The organism is Hyunsoonleella aquatilis (assembly GCF_014270105.1).
In the GTDB taxonomy this organism is placed as follows: domain Bacteria; phylum Bacteroidota; class Bacteroidia; order Flavobacteriales; family Flavobacteriaceae; genus Jejuia; species Jejuia aquatilis.
In genome coordinates, this window is record NZ_JACNMF010000004.1 from 1 (window position 1) to 20,846 (window position 20,846).

Annotated in this window: 6 protein-coding genes; 2 read left to right on the forward strand and 4 right to left on the reverse strand. The window is 41.4% G+C overall.

The features are described 5' to 3' along the window. Both H7U19_RS11820 and H7U19_RS11825 read right to left on the reverse strand, forming a co-directional pair. The coding region (locus H7U19_RS11820) for a choice-of-anchor tandem repeat GloVer-containing protein (RefSeq protein WP_186562648.1) at nt 1-14,079 on the reverse strand (14,079 nt) is incomplete at its 3' end. An 816-nt stretch (nt 14,080-14,895) separates the two neighbouring features. Further along, the gene (locus H7U19_RS11825; RefSeq protein ID WP_186562650.1) at nt 14,896-15,666 is read right to left on the reverse strand and encodes a helix-turn-helix domain-containing protein; all 771 of its coding nucleotides are present in this window, start codon (nt 15,664-15,666) and stop codon (nt 14,896-14,898) included. A 416-nt stretch (nt 15,667-16,082) separates the two neighbouring features. Here H7U19_RS11825 and H7U19_RS11830 point away from each other — a divergent pair, with 416 nt between their 5' ends. Together H7U19_RS11830 and H7U19_RS11835 are read left to right on the forward strand one after the other, a co-directional pair. After that, the gene (locus H7U19_RS11830) at nt 16,083-16,853 is read left to right on the forward strand and encodes a LuxR C-terminal-related transcriptional regulator (protein WP_186562652.1); all 771 of its coding nucleotides are present in this window, start codon (nt 16,083-16,085) and stop codon (nt 16,851-16,853) included. 7 nt (nt 16,854-16,860) lie between these two features. Continuing rightward, entirely contained in the window at nt 16,861-17,634 is a 774-nt protein-coding gene (locus H7U19_RS11835) for a LuxR C-terminal-related transcriptional regulator (protein WP_186562654.1), read from the forward strand. On the opposite strand, the gene H7U19_RS11840 is transcribed toward H7U19_RS11835, so the two are convergent. Then, nucleotides 17,627-18,406, reverse strand: a complete 780-nt coding sequence (locus tag H7U19_RS11840; RefSeq protein WP_186562656.1) for an alpha/beta fold hydrolase — start codon at nt 18,404-18,406, stop codon at nt 17,627-17,629. The two genes, H7U19_RS11835 and H7U19_RS11840, sit on opposite strands and share 8 nt — an antisense overlap. Before the next feature lie 105 nt (nt 18,407-18,511). Then, the gene (locus H7U19_RS11845; RefSeq protein WP_186562658.1) at nt 18,512-20,785 is read right to left on the reverse strand and encodes a TonB-dependent receptor; all 2,274 of its coding nucleotides are present in this window, start codon (nt 20,783-20,785) and stop codon (nt 18,512-18,514) included. Nucleotides 20,786-20,846: the final 61 nt, after the last annotated feature.

The following is a 20,846-nucleotide window of genomic DNA, read 5'->3' on the forward strand; positions in this document are numbered from 1 at the left end:
GGTGGAACCGAAACCATCGCCATCAAAATCAACGTAATACAATTGCGGGGTATTCACGGATGCATCCGTGTCGTCACAGTCCGTATTATTGTCCGCATAGCCTGCCGGTGCTGTCGAGGAACAGATAAACTCCTCGGCGGTGGAACCGAAACCATCGCCGTCAAAATCAACGTAGTACAATTGCGGGGTGTTAACTGACGCGTCCGTGTCGTCACAGTCCGTATTATTGTCCGCGTAGCCCGCCGGTACGGTCGAGGAACAGATGAACTCCTCGGCTGTGGAACCGAAACCGTCACCATCAAAATCAACATAATACAATTGTGGCGTATTCACGGATGCGTCATTGTCGTCACAGTCCGTATTGTTGTCAGCATAGCCTGCCGGTGCTGTCGAGGAACAAATAAACTCCTCGGCGGTGGAACCGAAACCATCGCCATCAAAATCAACGTAATACAATTGCGGGGTATTCACGGATGCATCCGTGTCGTCACAGTCCGTATTATTGTCCGCATAGCCTGCCGGTGCTGTCGAGGAACAAATAAACTCCTCGGCGGTGGAACCGAAACCATCGCCGTCAAAATCAACGTAATACAATTGCGGGGTGTTAACTGACGCGTCCGTGTCGTCACAGTCCGTATTATTGTCCGCGTAGCCCGCCGGTACGTTCGAGGAACAGATAAACTCCTCGGCGGTGGAACCGAAACCGTCACCATCAAAATCAACGTAGTACAATTGCGGGGTATTCACGGATGCGTCCGTGTCGTCACAGTCCGTATTATTGTCCGCGTAGCCCGCCGGTGCGGTCGAGGAACAGATAAACTCCTCGGCCGTGGAACCGAAACCGTCACCATCAAAATCAACGTAGTACAACTGTGGGGTATTCACGGATGCATCCGTGTCGTCACAGTCCGTATTGTTATCGGCATAGCCCGCTGGTGGCGTTGAGGAACAGATAAACTCTTCCGCAGTGGAGCCGTAGCCGTCACCGTCAAAATCAACGTAATACAATTGTGGCGTATTCACGGATGCGTCCGTGTCGTTACAGTCCGTATTATTGTCAGCATAGCCCGCCGGTGCGGTCGAGGAACAGATGAACTCCTCGGCTGTGGAACCGAAACCGTCGCCGTCGAAGTCTACATAGTACAGTTGCTCGGTGTTGACCGAAGCATCAGTATCGTTACAGTCCGTGTTGTTATCGGCATAGCCCGCTGGTGGCGTTGAGGAACAGATAAACTCTTCCGCAGTGGAGCCGTAGCCGTCACCGTCAAAATCAACGTAATACAATTGTGGCGTATTCACGGATGCGTCCGTGTCATCGCAGTCGGACGAATCAGCAACAAAGCCAGAAGGCTGATCACAATCCTCTATACTGTTGTTAGGGTCGCCATAGGAATCACCGTCAGTATCAGCATACCAGGTCATTAAAGGTCTTACTCTTAATTCAAAGAATTCAAAAGGTCTACACAGTGGATCCGTTAGGTCTGGGTCATCTTCATCCAGAATGGCATATACATAATAGGTACCCGGTCCAATCCCATCTAATTCAACTTTTGCTCTTAATGGAGAAAGGATTGGTGTTATTGGAGTTCCTAATACGGTACCACCTGTATAAGGATCAGTTGTTGGGTTGGTAAACAAACGGAACTCCACATCCACAACATCCGAATCTATAAAGAACGAATTAAACGGGTCTTGTTGACCCTCACAATAAGTGAATATATTCGTTGGCGAGCCCAACCCTGTAAATTGAGGACAGATAAAACAATCTATGACCTCTATATCATCAGTAGCTAGGTTGGTACATCCATTTGAATCCTCATAAGTATATGTTATATTATGTGTGCCCTCTCCTGCCGCGACTGGGTCAAAACTATAGGTCTCCCCATTACCATCATCCGTCACACCTGCCCCTGAATACGTACCTCCCATCGGTGAGCCACCACCAAGGCTAACCTGTACGCCATCAGTTAAACAAAGGTCTGCTGGTGCTGTAAAGCTTACAAACGGTAAAGCATTCTCAATAACAGTGAATTCAGAGGATGTAGCACTACATCCACTAACAGCATCTGTTACAGTAACCGAATAGACTCCTGCTAAAGCTCCCGAAATTGTCTGTGTGGTCTGACCTCCAGGAGACCAGAGATAGGATCCAAATCCTGCACCTGCGTCTAGGGTTACGCCTCCAGCACCTTCGCAATATTCGCTTGACCCAGAAATCTCAACAATTGGCGGTACAGGGAATGTATAAGTGAACGTATTTTCAGGTGTGGCGGGAGACATTGAGCCTAGCTCATTGCCAGCACAATCCTTAAGTACAGCATATAATGTGATACCTCCATTTGTTTTGAATAGATCCGTTACAGTTTCCCCAAAATCAATGGTCCACTGTTGCAATACGTCATCGTATGTAACAAGTGCTCCTAATGCGGTAAAGTCAGCCTCGTTGCCTCCATAAGGATCCGATGCGCTTGCATAAACGGTAAACTCCGGAATGGTTCCTTCCAGACTATGGTCCACCTCCAATGAATACAAGTTTGCATCCGAGGCATCAACCGTCCAAATAAAGTTGTTGTCCGCTAGACAATTAATCCCTGTATTTGGAGTTACGGCCTCCAGAAGCGGAGCTTCATTGTCGTTATCAAATGTATAGACAAAGGTATTTTCAGGTGTAGTTGGAGACATTGAGCCCAACTCATTGCCCGCACAATCTTTAAGCACCGCATACAATGTAATACCACCATTTGCTATAAACAGATCGGTAACAGTTTCCCCAAAATCAATAGTCCACTGTTGCAATACCTCATCATAAGTTACAAGTGCTCCTAATGCGGTGAAGTCAGCCTCGTTTCCTCCGTAAGGATCCGATGAGCTCGCATAAACCGTAAACTCTGGAAGGGTTCCCTCCAGACTATGGTCTATCTCAAGCGAATACAAGTTTGCATCCGAAGCATCAACTGTCCAGACAAAGGAATTGCCCAACAGGCAATATGCACCTGTATCTGGGGTTACCGCCTCAAGAACCGGAGCCTCATTATCGTTATCAAATGTATAAGCAAAGGTATTTTCCGGCGTAGTTGGAGACATTGAGCCCAACTCATTACCTGCACAATCTTTAAGTACAGCATACAATGTAATGCCTCCATTAGCAATAAACAGATCGGTTACGGTTTCACCAAAATCAATGGTCCACTGTTGCAATACGTCGTCGTAAGTAACGACTGCTCCTAAAGCAGTAAAATCGGCTTCGTTGCCTCCGTAAGGATCCGATGCGCTCGCATAAACTGTGAACTCAGGCACCGTACCTTCCAGACTGTGGTCTACCTCTAGTGAGAACAGATTTTCGTCCGAAGCATCAACCGTCCAAACAAAGGAATTGCCCAAAAGGCAATATGCACCTGTATCCGGGGTTACTGACTCCAAAATAGGAGCCTCGCTATCACTATCGATGACGTCAAAACTATCGGAAGTGGCACTACAACCAAAATCATTAGTGACCGTTACTGTGTAAGAGCCCTCTAGTGCCGAAATGGTTTGCGTAGTCTCTCCCCCGGGTGACCATAGATAAGAAGCAAAACCAGGGCCTGCATCAAGGGTGACACCTGCTTCAATACAATAATCGGTGGGGCCTGAAATGACTGGTGCTGGAAGCGGGTTTACCGTTATTGTAACTTCTGCCGTATTTTCACAACCATTAGCATCAGTGCCTATTACCGTATAAGTGGTAGTTTCTGTTGGCACAAAGGCTTGCCCATCCGTCACGTTATTATCCCAAATATAACTTATAGCACCATCACTTGTCAAGGTTACACTTTCACCTTCACAGATTTCGGTAGCCGAGGCAGTCGCTGTTATGGTTGGAGAGTCAAATACTTCAATTTCATCATTGACAAAATTGAAACAACTAGTTCCAAAATATTGCATTTTAAAATCTCTTTGAACCCTAAACCCTGAGGGCAAACTTATATTCGTTAAAGCTGTTCCATCATATTTGTAAGGAGAACCATAAATTCCACCCAATCCGTTTTCCAATATTACAATTAGGTCATTTTCAACAACCGCCATATCGTAGTTATTTGCCATTCTGAAACCAGAGGGTAAGGTAATTGATGAAAATGCAGAACCGTCGTATTTATAAAGCGCCCCATAAATTCCATTACTACCATCTTCCAATACCACAAAAAGTTCTCCGTTGTCTTGTTCAGAAGGATAATAGTCACCCATTCTCATACCACTGGGCAAAGTGATCTGAGTGAATGATGTGCCATCATATTTATAAAGTGCTCCATAAATTCCATTACTCCCATCTTCTAATACAACAAATAGCTCTCCACCAAAAACTTCCATTTCATGATCCCTGGGCGCCATTCTCAACCCGGATGGCAACATTATCTCGGTGAATGACGAACCATTATACTTATATAATGCTCCATATATTCCGTTTGACCCATCCTCTAACACAAGAAACAACTCATTATTAAATATCTGACTATTATATTTCACGAAACGACTTCCTCCTCCATTTTTTAAACTTCCAGGTAATGGAATCTGTGTAAATGTGGAACCATCATATTTATAAAAATAGTCTCCAGAATTATCTTCTAGTACCATATAAAATTCTCCATTGTACATTTCAAAGTCAAAATAACGGGATACTCTAAGGCCGACAGGTAATGTGACCTGAGTAAAAGCCGTTCCATCGAACTTAAATAATACCCCATTACTGCTGGAATTTCTTAGTACAACATAAAGTTCATTATTAAAAACTTTGATATCTGTATGCTCCTCCATAATATAGTCGCTAGGTAGTGCAACTTGGGTAATATAATTATCGCTATATTTAAATAGTGCGTTAGATATACCAGAGGATGTATTTCTTAGCACCAAATACAGAGAGTTTCCAATTGTATAGCTTATCGAAGCTGTTCCCGCCCCCGCAACTGCAGGATCAAAAGTATAGGTCATACCATTACCATCATCAGTTACACCTGGCCCTGAATAGACTCCACCAGTTGGCAAACCACCACCTAATCCAGTTAGTAAATCCGCATTAATACAAATATCATCAGGCGCAGTGAAAGTAACTACTGGTAAAGGATTAACCTGTACTGTTATTGAAACAAGGTTCGAGGAACAAGTACCACCTGCCACTTCTCTAACATAGTATGTGGTGTCAGCGGTTAACGCTGGAGTGACAAAACTTGTGCCAGTTGAAATCAAAGCAGTCCCACCAGAGTCGCTATACCAACTAGTGGTCCCTCCAGTGTTTGTTGCCATGAGTGATGCTGTATCTCCGTCACAAATTGTAGTTTCTCCCGAAATAATTGGATCATCGAGTACTGCAAAAATATTAATATCCGTATCGTCACAATCTGAATTATCAGCAACAAAGCCCAACGGTTGGATACAGCTCAAGGTACTGCTGTTAGGGTCCCCATAGGAATCCCCATCAGTATCCGCATACCAAACGCTTTGACCAGTTACTGAATCATCGTTATCGTCTATAAGGCCATCACAGTCGTTGTCGATGCCGTCGCAGACCTCCTGTGCCACTGGGTTTACTGAAGCATTCGTATCGTCACAGTCCGTATTGTCTAAAACATAGCCCGCAGGCAAGGAACAGGCTTCCATGCTGGTGTTCGGGTCACCATAGCTATCCCCGTCGGCATCCGCGTAATAGGTCGTGGTAACGCCCTCGTCTATATTCCCGTCACAGTTGTTATCGATGCCGTCGCAGATCTCCGTTGCACTTGGGTTGATGCTCGCGTCCGTATCATTACAATCTGAATTGTCACTTGTAGCATTGGTTAGTGTCGGTACACATGCTACCTCACTTGTATTTGGATCGCCATACCCATCACCGTCCACATCGGCATACCAGACGGTGGTAGGATTAATCAATGGGTCGTTATCATTACAATCGCCATCACAAATTGTGAAGCCATCACCGTCCTGATCAGCAGGTGGACTTACCGTTACGTTAGCCGTGCATGTAGTTTCATTACCAGCGTCATCCTTAACTGTTAGTGTTACAGGAGCTATTGTACCCGAATCGTTACAATCAAAAGCATTAATATCAATCGTAATTAACTGTATGCCACAATTATCCGATGATCCGTTATCGATATCTTCAGGAGTAATCGTTGCCTCGCCATTGGCATCCAACTGTACCGCGATATCTTGACACGACGCCAAAGGTGCTTCGTCATCTTCAACTGTAATGGATTGAGTACAAGATACAGTGTTTCCGACTGCATCTGTAACCGTCCATTCGACTAAAGTTTCACCTAGATTGAATGTGGCACCGTTTAAGGTCGAAGTAGATGTATAATCATTTACAGTAGTAGCCCCATCGCAATTGTCTGTACCTATAATATCATAGGAATCATCAAAAATAGTGGCAGAACACTGCCCAGAATCCACTGAAAGCATAACAGGACTTCCACAATTAATTGTTGGAGGTGTTACATCGGCAATAACCACATTTTGGGTTTGGGTGGCTGTATTGCCATTTCCATCATCATAAGTCCAAGTTACAACCGTTGTTCCTTGGCTAGTAATCGGTAAATCAGCATCATGTGTTATAGTAATTATTTCTCCGCAATTGCCTGTAGCAGTAGGAGGGGTCAAAGCCGTTACCTCACACTCTGATTCGACATCAGGTAATTGAGCCAAATCAAGTATGATTTCAGGAGCAGAGTTCACTTTAATTAAGCCAGATATTGGAATTGCTCCTGTTGCTCCTCCAGCGAAGTTTACTTTATTTGTTAATGTATTCGTGGTTAAATCTAACTCGAACAAATTCCCCATGCTACTTGTCCCACCGGACAAGGTCATACCCAATATTGTTCTATTGTCTATAGCTACTAAATTACCTCTGGGTGATTCACCATTAATTCCATTAAAATCGATAAGCTTGCCTATTGCGGAAACCCCATCATATACATAAATCACCCCCTTATTATTTGCGCCTCCAAGAAGATTCGTTCCATAAAACTTGCCGTTTGGTGCCTGAATTAAGTCACCCCATGGGTCAGATCCCGTATTTGTTCCATCAAAATCAGCTTTTTTCGTAAAACCCGACATGGGGTCAAATTCAAAAATAGTTCCTTTATTATTCAGTCCTCCTCCTTGAGTTGTTCCATAAAACTTACCATTATTTGCTTTTATAAGACTACCTCTTGGATAAGCACCATTTGTACCTGTAAAATCGATTAATTTTGTATAACTATTATTATTCGTATCAAAACGGAACAAAACTCCCATACCTTGCGAACCTCCATTAAAAGCAAGGCCTAACAAAACCCCATTTCTGTAGTGAACAAAATTACCAAAGGGTAATTCTCCATTCAGACCACCAAAATCGAATAACTTTGTAAGGATATTTGTTACCGGATCGTAAACAAATATTACCCCTTTATTTAAGTTTCCTCCACCTCGCGTCGTCCCATATATTTTCCCATCTGCCAGTTGTATTAAACTGCCATTCGCATTACTTCCATTTGTACCATCAAAATCTATCTTTTTAGTAAAAAGATGACTTATTGGATCAAATTCAAACAATGTTCCAAGATTATTTGCTCCTCCTGCATCTGTTGTTCCATATAATTTACCATTGGAGGCTGGAAGCAAATCTTCTTGCGGATTAAACCCATTATTATTAGCCGAATCAAAATAGTAGTGATGCGTTAAGATTTCAGTTTCTATATCATATTCAAATATCCCCCCAGCATTGGCTGTAATTCCGCCACTTCTCGTCATTCCCCATAAATTAAAAGAAGGACCAATCACCACATTTTGCGTTTGGGTAGCAGTATATCCGTTACCAGCATCATAAGTCCAAGTTACCACAGTGGTGCCCTGTGTGGTGATAGGCAAGGTTGCATCATGGCTTCCCGTTACTGAATTTCCACATTCTCCAGTAGCCGTCGGAGGTGTCAAAGACGTCACCTCACACTCCGCCGTAATATCCGGCAAATTAGCTACATCAGGAATTGGGGTTGTATTATTGGTATTGGGTGGATTTACTGTATGCATCCCTTCCGTTAAACAGCCATCGCTTGCCGTAACGCTCCAATTGTACGTACCTGCCCCAATACTTGGGAAAATTCCTGTGGTATTGGATACTCCATTATAGGTATATACAAACGGTGCCGGATTACTGGCATCGGCCGTGGCACTCATCGCAAGTACGGAACCGGGATTGACACATTTTGGATCGGCCTTACTGAAACGTGAGCTTACCGATGTCCTAAATTCTGAATTCGGTGGCGTATTGGCATTATCATAAAAAGTAGCCAAAGGTTGATTGGTTCCAGCTACTTCAAAAGCAAACCATGCTTGAAAATCCCCTTGGGCTTTAACATCCATTACTGGGAAACTGGAAGGCACGGTGTTCATACTAATATCACTAGCGAATACGGTATTGGCCACCGTATTTCCTAATGCACCAGGTGCTAACGGACTTGCGCCAGTAGCTCCCAAAGGCTGTAATTGCATGCGGAATTGGGTATTGACCGACTGTTGTGGAAATCCGGGTGTGGTCCAAGTCATTGGTGCCGTAGATGTCCAAACCGCAATACCCGTTGCAGGGTTATAATTGGTAAACTGCATAAATCCAGTTTCTGGTTGGCTGGAATGTCTTGGGTTTTTGATTTCGAAGAAATTCCACCATAGGCCTCCATACGTTGAAGGATCCATATTGGAGAATTGCCAAATCATACCTCCGGGATCGCTTACGCCCGTACCAATGGCATTAAAGTCGAAATCCGTACCATTGATAAAATCCGTGCTAAAATCCAAGGACATCACTGGGCCAATCCCAACCTCGGTAGTGACTGATACATCAACTACCGCAGGGTTTTGGTTATCCGGTGTGGAGGGATTACAATCATTATCCACCCCGTCACAATTGATTTCTCGAGAACCCGGAAAAACCGTATCATCAGTATCATCACAATCACCTGCACAAGTAGTAAAACCATCTTGATCCATATCAAAGCCTTCATCAATACTGCCATTGCCGTCGCAATTATTGTCGATCCCATCACATACTTCTTGAGCTCCTGGATATACATTGTCCAATGAATCATCACAATCCGAATTATTATCACTTGTGCCTGGTAGTTGAAAACAGCTTAGTACTCCCGCATCATTGGCATCACCAAAGCCATCACCATCATTGTCCACGTACCACAGTTGTCCGCCAGATTCATCTATACTACCGTCACAATTGTTGTCTACTCCATCGCAGACTTCAGCCGCTCCCGGATTAATTGCCGCATCATTATCATCACAATCGCCATCACAAACTGTGTAGCCATCCCCATCCATATCTGGCGGGTTGCTGTTGACGCCAACCGTAAACTCAAAGCTTTCTTCACAGGAATTGTTATTAGCTTCGCGTACTGTGACGGTATATGTGCCTGCCATCACATTAACAGGCAATACAAAAGGATTACTCGTTGGCGTCCCCAAAGGGAACCAGTCGGGGCCTCCTAAGTTGCCTTCGATTGCCACCGGTGCTCCATAAAAGGTGATTTCAATTTGAGCACCACCATCTTCAGTGTCGGCACAAGTGGCATTCGTAGTGGTAACACTAACCCCGATCAACTCACAAGTATTATCATCAATTTGCCCGTTACAATCATTATCCAGTCCATCGCTTACCTCCTGAGCTCCAGGGTATACGTTTGCGTTAGTATCATCGCAATCACCATCGCATATTTTATACCCATCGCCATCGGCGTCGGCAGGCTCAACTACTGTAACGCTGGCTGTTGCTGTAGATTGATTGCCGTTAACATCTGTTACAGTTAATACTACAGGAATACCATTAATAATATTTGGTGCGTCCGAAGCCCAATCAGTGGCTTCGTCCATATTAGTTAAAGTTCCATTATTTGCGTTATCTGATTTATCATTAGCAACAGTACTTGTTCCCTCATTGAAATCAAAATAAGCTACCAAACCTAATTCGTCCCCAACAAGCGACTTATTCATGAATTCGTTTATCTGCGAATCAGACCTATTTACATTCCAAACCCTAACTTCATCTATTTTCCCGTTAAAGTATCCATCATAAAGACTACTAAAACGTCCAATAAACAGACCTTCATTTCCAGTTACAGGTGTTCCTGAAGTAATCGTGGTACCAACAGAAATACCATCTACAAATAACTCAAGTGTATTTGTTATAGAATAATACACCCCAGCTAAATGATGCCATTGTCCATCATTTATTGATACAGTTCCTTCAACATGTTTCCCGGTTCCTGCGGCCTCATCATAACGGATGTGCGGTTTACCGTTGTTTAATAAAAGGCTATAGTTTTGTCCACCATTTACTGGCTTCGTTATAATACGCGCATATGGACTACTTTGAGTTGTGCTTATCCAAGCTTCCACGGTAAATGAATTTAAAGTAGTACTTACATTATGTGGTGCAACAACATAATCATCCGCCCCATCAAAATCTAAGGCATAATTATTTTCACCCGTATCTATATCATTACAATCAAACGAAGATTTATCTAAAATCAAGGAAGCCACACCACAATTATCTGTACTACCGTTATCAATGCTTTGAGGCGTTATGTTGGCTTGCCCACTCGCATCAAGGGTAACGCCGATGTTTTGAACACTGACAATTGGATTTTCGGTATCCTCAACCGTCACCGTTTGCGTACAAGTATTGGTATTTCCGTTAGCATCTGTGGCTGTCCAAATGATGTCGGTATCACCCACGGGATAGGTTCCTGAAGCATCACAAGTTCCTGTTATATCATTGGTGACAGTAATACCATTAAATCCAGCTACAAAATTAGATTCGCAACCTACAAGTGCAAAATTATTCAGGGTTCCATCCGCACCATTAACTGAAGCATCTGATATAATTGTTTCTGTTGAATTATCCTGAAGCGCTGTACCTTCATTAAAATTATAATAAGCAATCAAACCTGGTTGAACTGTAATTTCATTATTCATTTGGGCTTGAATACCCTCTTGAGATCTTGAATAATCCCATACCCTAAATTCGTCCAGTTTACCATCATAAAAAGCAGTTTGGGAAGGCGCAATACCCATCATCATGGTTGACAGATTGAATACGCTCGGGGTTCCAAAAATTGTAGAAGCGGCCTCTACCCCATTCAAATATATTTTTGAATACATAGACCCATTGCTCGTAATTGCTATATGATTCCAACCTGAACTTAAAGGCACGTTCGTCCTTATACTGCCACTAAATCCAACGTTTAAACTTATGGTTTCCCCAGTAAAACTACTAGAGAAATTATTTGCTATTATGTAATTAGCATTGGAGTTATTAAAGGACGATATCAACATGGTTTGCGTATTTCCATCAATAGGAATATCAGTATGCATCCAAAACTCTATAGTGTTTGCCATACCAGTAGGAGACATAGTTACTGAGTCATCCACACCATCAAAATCAAGCGCGTTGCCATAATTGCAATTATCTGTTACAATAGGTGGATTAATGGTTAGAGTAGCCTCACAAGCCCCAGAATCAGCATCGGCCATCACGGGATCACAAGTTAAGCTTGGCGCCGTAGTATCATCAATAATTACATTTTGGGTTTGGGTAGCACCCCCGCCATAATCCCAAGTGACCACGGTTGTGCCTTGTGTGGCAATAGGAAAGGCAACATCTGGTGTTGCGGTAATGGTGCCACTGTTAGCCGTTGGGGCGGTTGGGGTAGACTCGCATTGTGCTGTGATGTCTGGTAGGGTAGCTTGGTCTGGGGTGATTGGTATGGTGTTATTAAAATATAATTTTGAAACCCCAGTAAAACCATTATTATATCCTGTTATTAAGACATCCTGATCATTATCCCCATCTATATCAGCAAAGGCAATTGAACTACTTTGAACACCTTCGAAAGGGGTGCCAATAATCTCTGTAAATACCCCAGAACCATTATTGGTATATAATTTTGAAATTCCACCAGAACCATTATTTCCTGTTATTAAGATATCCTGATCATTATCCCCATCTATATCAGCAAAAGCTACTGAACTTCTATAAACAACTTCAAAAGGGGTGCCAACAACCTCAGAAAATACCCCAAAACCATTATTGGTATATAATTTTGAAATTCGGGAGCCCGAGCCGTTTAAGCCCGTTAATAAAATATCTTGGTCGTTATCGCCATCTACATCTGCAAAAGCTATAGAACCTTGATGTACGGCATCAAATGGCGTACCCGTAACCCCAGTATAAACTCCTGAACCATTATTGGTATATAATATTGAAATTCCACGTGAAACAATACCAGTATATCCTGTAATTAGGACATCTTGGTCGTTATCGCCATCTATATCTGCAAAAGCTACTGAACTAAATTGAACATCAACAAAAGGGGTGCCAACAACCTCAGAAAATACCCCAAAACCATTATTGGTATATAATTTTGAAATTCGGGAGCCCGAGCCGTTTAAGCCCGTTAACAAAATATCTTGATCGTTATCGCCATCTATATCGGCAAAAGCTATAGAACTGTCTTGTACAGCATCAAATGGTGTACCCGTAACCTCGGTATAAACTCCTGAACCATTATTGGTATATAATTTTGAAATTCTACCTGAACCAATACCAGCATATCCTGTAATTAGGACATCTTGGTCATTATCCCCATCGACATCAGCAAAAGCTACCGAACTAGCATAAACACTTTCAAAAGGGGTGCCAACAACCTCTGTAAATACCCCAGAACCATTATTAGCATATAATTTTGAAACACCAGTCGAACCATTATACCCTGTTATTAAGACATCCTGATCATTATCCCCATCAATATCAGCAAATGCGATAGAGCCGTTATTAACATCTTCAAACAAAAATTCACTTGCTACTACATAACCACCAGCCCCATCATTAATATATAAAGTTGTTATATATTGGTTAGCGCTATCCCTACCTGAAATCAATACATCTAAATCGTTATCATCATCTATATCAGCAAATGCTATGGCCGTACTTTGTGTTGCTACAAATGGGGTGCTAACTACTTCGGTATAGACTCCAGAGCCATTATTTGCGTATAGTTTTGTTATATATTGGTTTGATACGCCGTAGCCGTTTATGACAACATCTTGGTCGTTATCGCCATCTATATCTGCGAAGACTGTTAGGCCACCAACAAGCCCTTCAAAGGGTGTGCCTACAACTTCTGTAAAGCTCCCCGAGCCATTATTGGTGTATAATTTTGAAATTCGGGAACTTGAACTGTTTATGCCTGTTAACAAAATATCTTGATCGTTATCGCCATCTACATCTGCAAAAGCTATAGAACTGTCTTGTACAGCATCAAATGGTGTGCCCGTCACCTCGGTATAAACTCCTGAACCATTATTGGTATATAATTTTGAAGTCGGTTGATTTGAACTATTTATACCGGTAATAAAAACATCTTGGTCTGTATCGCCATCTATATCGGCAAAGGCTAATTCTCCATTTCTAACGCTATCAAAGGATGCAGTGACTTCTGTAAAGCCTCCAGAGCCATCATTGGTATATAATGTTGTAACGCGTTGGTCTGAGTTATCATTACCCATTATTAAAACATCTTGGTCTGAGTCTGCATCGACATCTGCAAAAGCAATGGAAGCGCTTTGAACATTTGCAAATGGGGTACCAACTACTTCTGTAAACCCGCCTGACCCGTCATTCACATATAGTTTTGTGCTTCCTAGCCCAGAACTATTCAAACCAGATATCAATACATCTTGATCTGAGTCTCCATCCACATCTGCAAAGGCTACATCGCTATTTTGCACACCTTCAAAAGGGGTTCCCCCAACAAGCGTATAGCCCCCAGAACCATCATTAATATGTAATTCTGCAATGCGCGTACCCGTACTGTTTACCCCGGTTACCAATACGTCTAGATCGTTATCCCCATCAACATCCGCAAATGCGATAGAACCGTTATAAACGTCATGGAAATTTTCCTGTACCGATGGTAAAACTTCCTCAAAAGCAATTTGGGCGTTTAAAGAAATAACAGAAAATAAAAAAACTAGAAGAGTCGTGAGATGCTTAAGGTAATGATCCCTCATAATGTTTGGTTTTGGTTAATAGCAATTAGCAATACCATAAAATAGCATTGCACCATACCCATAAGGGCGGGATTTGGTAGACGTGGGTGGTGCTATTAATTCAAAACAAGAGGTCCTAAAAAGGGTACTGTTAAAGCTAGTGCCTTTTGTTGGTTTGTGAAATACCCAGTTTTGGGTATTTTTTCTGGTTAACTTGGGTGTTTTAGATCCTGAAACAAGTTCAGAATGACAAACTTTCTTTTTTCCCTCAATAAAAAGGCCCGACGCCATAGTTTTACTTTGTCAGGCCATTTTTGACTTTCGAATAATTACAATTAATAGCATGGTAAAGTTGCCATTTTATGTGTTTTCTTGCAATACTTATTGTGAGTACTAGGACTGTGTTTTCGTTTAATGACGGGGTTTTTGGGATGTCTGTGACTGGTTTTAGATGTATGGTTTAATAATGAGGTTGAATGGTAGCCCCCACCCGGAATTGCCTCCTGCAATTCCGACCTCCCCTAAGGGGAGGTATGGTAAAAACCTTAAAAACACCTCCCTAGCCCGATAACTATCGTGACTCCTTATTCGGAGGGAATGGTTTTGTTTTGATTAATTACCTGAAGTTTTAAGTCGAGAGCTTTTTACTAAATTGTATTTGAGGCGTTCAATTTGGTTTAGAATGAACCAAAATTGAAAAAAGGCCAAACTTAAATGATTATGGAGATCCTTAAACAATCCCGAAAGCTTTCGGGACAGGATGACATAACTCTAAAAGTGTTTCCGAATATTCGCTATAAATTATTTTGTAGACTGTTCTTAACCATTGGTCATAAATTACATATTACTGGCTTTTAGGATGCCAATCAATTCCCCAGTGGAACTGACATTTAGCTTTTTTAAGATATTGCGCCTGTGGGTATTGACTGTATTTGGGCTGATGCCCAATTGTTGACCAATGGTCTTGCTGGTGGCCTGCTGTTGCACCAGGGTGAGTATTTCCTGCTCCCGATCACTGAGTTGCTCCCACCATAATTTCTGTTTAAAGTGATTAAACCCGACTGTTTTTAAATGGTTTTGATCCGTGCTGTAGGACATAGATGCGGTTACTCTGTAGTCCTCCATCACAGGTAACACTGTAAATTGTATCAATACTACTGCGGCAGATGGGCCTTCCTGGAGCATTAAAGGCGTAATGTTTTGAAACAGGTTAATATACTTTTGGGTCGCGTCCTCTATCCTTAAATTCCATGTATAACTAATGCTTGGGGCGCTTATCATCTTGGTATTGGCAAGATGGTAGGTCTGCATTTCTTTTAAAGCGATGTGCCAGTGTTCCAAATCCTCAGGATGTACATGACTTAAAATTTGATCAAAGTTGAAATAGCCTGTCTCGCCTTTTTCCAAACCCAAAAGACCTACCATCTCAGGATTCAAAAATTTAAAATCTAATTCTTTAGGAGTGAGTAATCCATAAAATGTAGATGCGCCGTTTAACCCTTCCAGACCATTAAGCGTTTTTTCCAGTTGGGATTCAGAACAGGGTCTACCGCCGGCATCCAGTATGGACTGCAACAGAACTTTTATGTTGTCAAAAGATACCCCCATTTTTGTTTTGGCTAGAAGCAAAAAAGTGCCTGTGTCCACAAAAGACCACAGACACTTTTGAATTCTCCCTAAGAACTAATTAATAACTTTGGTAAAACTAGTGGATAGCCTTATATCAGTCAATACCCAATTCTAGGTATTTTTTGAAGTTTTTTGGGAAAATGGCATTAAGTAGTCCTCAAAAACAAGGTGAAATGCTGAGAAATTGCAAAAAGAAGCTTCTATAAATGTGTAAGAAAGTAAAAATTTCTATGTAAGGCCTCCAAAAATTGTCAATGTCATTTTTTTTTGACATCTTTAACAATAATGTGATTCAAACTTTACCCTTTGGGCTAGAAAACACTGTAAACTCAAGTGGCTTCAGTCTAAAATAAAAAGTAAAAATCACCTGATTAATAGCTATTTACTCTCGAAGGATGAATGAAAATGCGCGTAAGGTAACCCGCGTTTGGGAAACTGAGAACAAGATTTTAAACCCTAACAAAAAAGAAGTTCTTCTCGATGTTGTTGACCAAGTGGCCTCTCTATTTTCGGCCGGTCCTTTTTACTACTATATCATTAATTTTGAAGATGTTACCATGGACTATGTGCATGATGGCATTGTAGACGTATTGGGCGTTCAACCCGAGGAATTTAGTGTCGATAAACTTTTTAAAATTATGCACCCTGATGATTTGGAGGTGATGCATAAAAAGGAGGGTATTGCCACACATTTTTTATTTAACGACATTCCAGTGGAAAACATCCCGGATTACAAGGTGGTGTATTTGATGCGCCTAAGGCATACCAGCGGTGTTTATAAAACCATATTGCACCAGACCAAAGTGCTGGTGATGTCCCACGACGGTAAAATTCAGAAAGTGCTGGGCATACATACAGATGTTAGCCATTTAAATACGCCTTTTGACAATAAGGTGTCTTTTATAAGCCAAAAATACCCGTCGGTACACTTTAAATATTCGAAAGGGAACTATGTACTACGGGAGCATTATTCAACGGATTATACAAAACGTGAAATTGAAATATTGAAACTGCTAAGCCAAGGTAAAACGGCACAGCACATCAGCGAACAATTATCCATTTCGCTTTTAACGGTGAATACCCATAAACGGAATATCCTAAGAAAATCAGGAGCCATCAATACCAGTCAGCTTGTTGCGAAAGCCATTCGGGAGGGCATTATCTAAATGATTTATGAGAAAGGCACATATTAAGAAGGTATTTGATGTTTGGGGTGCGGTTATGCAGAATATTGAGCCAGCAGACTCAAAATTGGTATTGGAAATTGTTGATAGCATTGCGTCGTTGTTTGCTACTGGAAATTTTTATTATTATGTACTAAATTTTGCGACTTATAATATTGATTATGTTAGTGAGGGTACCCAGACCGTACTCGGTATTCCTCCAAATCAATTTACACTGGAAAAAATCTTTACTCTTTTTCATCCAGAGGATTTAGCCGATTTACATAGGAAAGAACGGGCTTCCGTCAATTTTAAGATGAGAAAAATTGATGTAAAAGAAATTACTAAGTATAAAACGGTATATATATTTCGGTTTATGACTGCAGATGGTGCATATAAAACCATTCTTCACCAGTCCAAGGCGATAAATGTTTCTAAAAATGGTAAGGTGCAACAGGTCATTGGCGTACATACTGATGTAACCCATCTAGATTTGCCCATTGACCATAAAGTTTCATTTATAGGGGATAGATTACCGAATTACCATTATAACGAAGCCAATGATAGTTTTGACTTAATAGAAGAGAACAAAATACCTTTTACCAAGAGAGAACTAGGAATATTGAAAGCCATCGTAAAAGGAAATTCTACATACAGCATAGCCTCTCAGCTTAATATTTCTACGAACACGATTCATACGCACAAGAAAAATATCTTAAAAAAATCAGGGTGCAAAAATACTTCAGAAGTCATTGCTAAATGCCTTAGGGAAGGGATTATTTAAACACCTCATTAGCTATTCTAATAAGCGTTGCCTCAAACTGAAGGGGCCGCTCTAAACTCGGGTAATGCCCGCAATCGCTAAATTCAATCAATTCACAATGTCCAGCTGAAGCCTTCACCACCTCATTCAAATAGTCTCCATTTACCGTAGGATCCTGCGCCCCGGCAATGATGTATTTTGATACTGGTAAACCTGTAAATATTTCATATTCATTTAAAAGTCTTCCATTGGCCACATCAACACCTAAAGCTGTCCTCACTTTTGGATGGGCATTTTTAAAATCAGTAAATATTACAGGAGCTTTATCTTCATCAAATACCGCTACATTGGCCGCCTCCTGAATCTCATTATCTGGCGGGTTTTCTGTGAAAAAGGTTTGCAAGGCAGGCTCTGGTAAAAAGGCTTCTTCAAAATTTAACGGCTTTTTTAATGGGGGCGTTCCAAAAACCACCAAGCCCAAAAGCTTGTCAGCAATACGGGGCGCCAGTTCAATAGCAATATGTCCTCCCAAAGAATTACCCACCAATACAATGTCGTCATCAATACTTTGAATAAGGTCGGATAGCTGGTCTAAGTAAGACCCCATAAAGAAATTCTCTTCTCTATTATATCCATTTAAACTACTTCCATGTCCCGGTAAATCGACGGCCAACATGGAGTGCCTGATGTTTTTTGAATTTAAAATATGCTGAAAAACCTTAGAAGAGGACGAGTTGCCATGAATAAAAATAATTGTGCCGTCCCTCTCCCCTTGGATAAAAGTATGCTTCATTGAAATAATTTTTTTTAGAAATATACCGAATATTCCGGTTAAATCTTTGATTTTATTTTAATGAAGCATACTCAATTTATAGATATTCTTAAAACATCCTGAAAGTTAGAATCTTACAGATACCTTCCCTCTCAAAAAGAAAGGCGCACCGGGTGTAAAATGGATTTCCTCCACCGAATCTGCCTCTCCCATCAATCTACTTTCGGTGGCAAACTGGGTTTCGTTCCAATCCACATCAAACAAGTTCTCTACAATTAATCCGAATGTCCAATTCTTGCACGAATAGTTAATATTAAAATCCGTTACAAAGTAGCCCTCAGCCACAATTGAATTATCCTCATTTGCCGGACGGTCTTTGATATAGCGGTAATTGATGCTTCCGGAGAATTTGCCCAACTCCTTAAAACTAAAGCCACCTGCAGAAGTTAAATCCGGCGCAAGTGGTATATAATCTTGCCCATCCGGTTCTTCGGTGCTTCTAGCATGTGCGTAGTTAACATCGGTATTAAAATAAAGCCAATCTGCAATTTGATATCTTAAACCAAAATCGATACCCAGTCGTCTTGTTTTCCCACTGGGCTCTACGATACCGGCATCCCCAACATAAACAAATTCCTGCTCTAACCACAAGGACCAAAATGCCGCATTAACTACTAACTTACTCGTTGGCTTCCATACCGTCCCTAAATCCACACTGAAAGCTGAGGGCAGAGTTTCAATGTCCGTAATTGTCAAATCTGGATTTTGGGTTTGAATCTCTTCTCTTGTAGCTACAACTAAACGACTATCGTTTGAATGGTAGCCCAAACCAGTTTTAGCAAACAATTGTAGTTTTTCATTAGGAGAATAAATAGCGTTAAACTTTGGGCTGACTATGACATCATTTTCACTTCTGGAGTCATAAGTTGGCATTAACAAGTTTTCATATCCGAAATTAAAATAATCTACGCGAACTCCGGGGTTCAATGTCCACTTATTGCATTTATAATTTAGGTCAGCAAATGCAAAACCATTGGCTTCGTCCACATTGCCATAAGCTAATCGTTCCAAAAGCTCTTGCCTATTCCTAGTTCGTGACAATTGGTTGTCGTTTACATCATCATAACGAAAACCTACTCCAACACGATACTTCAATTGTTTTTCGTGATCGGCCAAATGAAAAGACTTTTCGTAAACACTTTTAGCCCCAATAATGGTTCTATCTTCGTATTGGCGAATTTGATCTCCATTTACAGGATCCTCCAAAAGAAAGGTAAAATTTGAAAACAATTCAAAATCATATTGGGATACATAGGCGGAGGATGTCAAACTTGTATGTTCATCAAAATGTTTGATATGGTTCATCCAAATGTTGGTCCTACTCGTATTACCACCCTCGGTATCATCGATAGCTCCAAACCGACCAATTAATCCAGAATCAACCGCGCGTTGCGGAATCTGTCCCGAGGCATCCCACTTACTTTGAAAGTGTGACAATGACAGGTTGAATTCCTGATCCTTAAAGTTGTTGTAATTGTAACGCCCCATGATGTTCAAACGGTTAAAATTTTGTGGCGAATCGAATACTCCGTCCGTTAGGTTCAACTCACTTGCTACATAGGCATTGCTATTTTCGCCGTCCCAAATTTTAAGCATGCTCATGGCACGAACCGTATTGAATTGGCCAGCTTCAACTGAAATCACATTTTTATCGATTTTCTTTTTGGTAACAATATCCACATAGCCTGCGGTATTGAAATTCCCCTTATCAGCATAATAGGAACCCTTTCCAAAATCTAAATTTTCAATGGTTTCGGGAATGATAAAGTGCATATCGGCATACCCTTGTCCATGCGCGTGGGATACCATGTTTACCGGCATACCGTCCACATCAATCGCAATATCAGTACCGTGATCAATATCAAATCCCCTGAGGAAAATCTGCTCGGCTTTACCGCCACCAGCATGCTGACCGATAAACAATCCCGGGATTTTACGAAGGATTTCCTGAGAGGTTTTTACGGGAGTTGTTTTTAAATCCACATTCACAAAACTACTCAGCACATTTACTTTGGAAACAATCAGCACTTGGTCTAAAGATGCTGAAGATATTTCAAGAATTATGTTTATGGTACTATCCAAATGCGACTCGTCTATGGTGAGTTCGTAATTTTCAAATCCCAGTTGATAGAAATAAACAACATCTCCTACCGAGATGTCGTCGAGTTCAAAATAACCGGAAACATTGGTATAGGTATAAGCCCCCGTATTTTTATTGTAAACCCCGACACCTTGAAGGGGCTTTTCGTTTTCTGCTGAAATTACCGTGCCGTTAAGCTCGTGGGCGTAAGTACATAATCCCACGGCAAGCAAGAGTACTGTTAGTATATTTTTTAACATAGCATTGGTTATTAATTTCTTTTGAAAGGACTAAAATCATCCTCCCAAAAGAGTTGGTTTA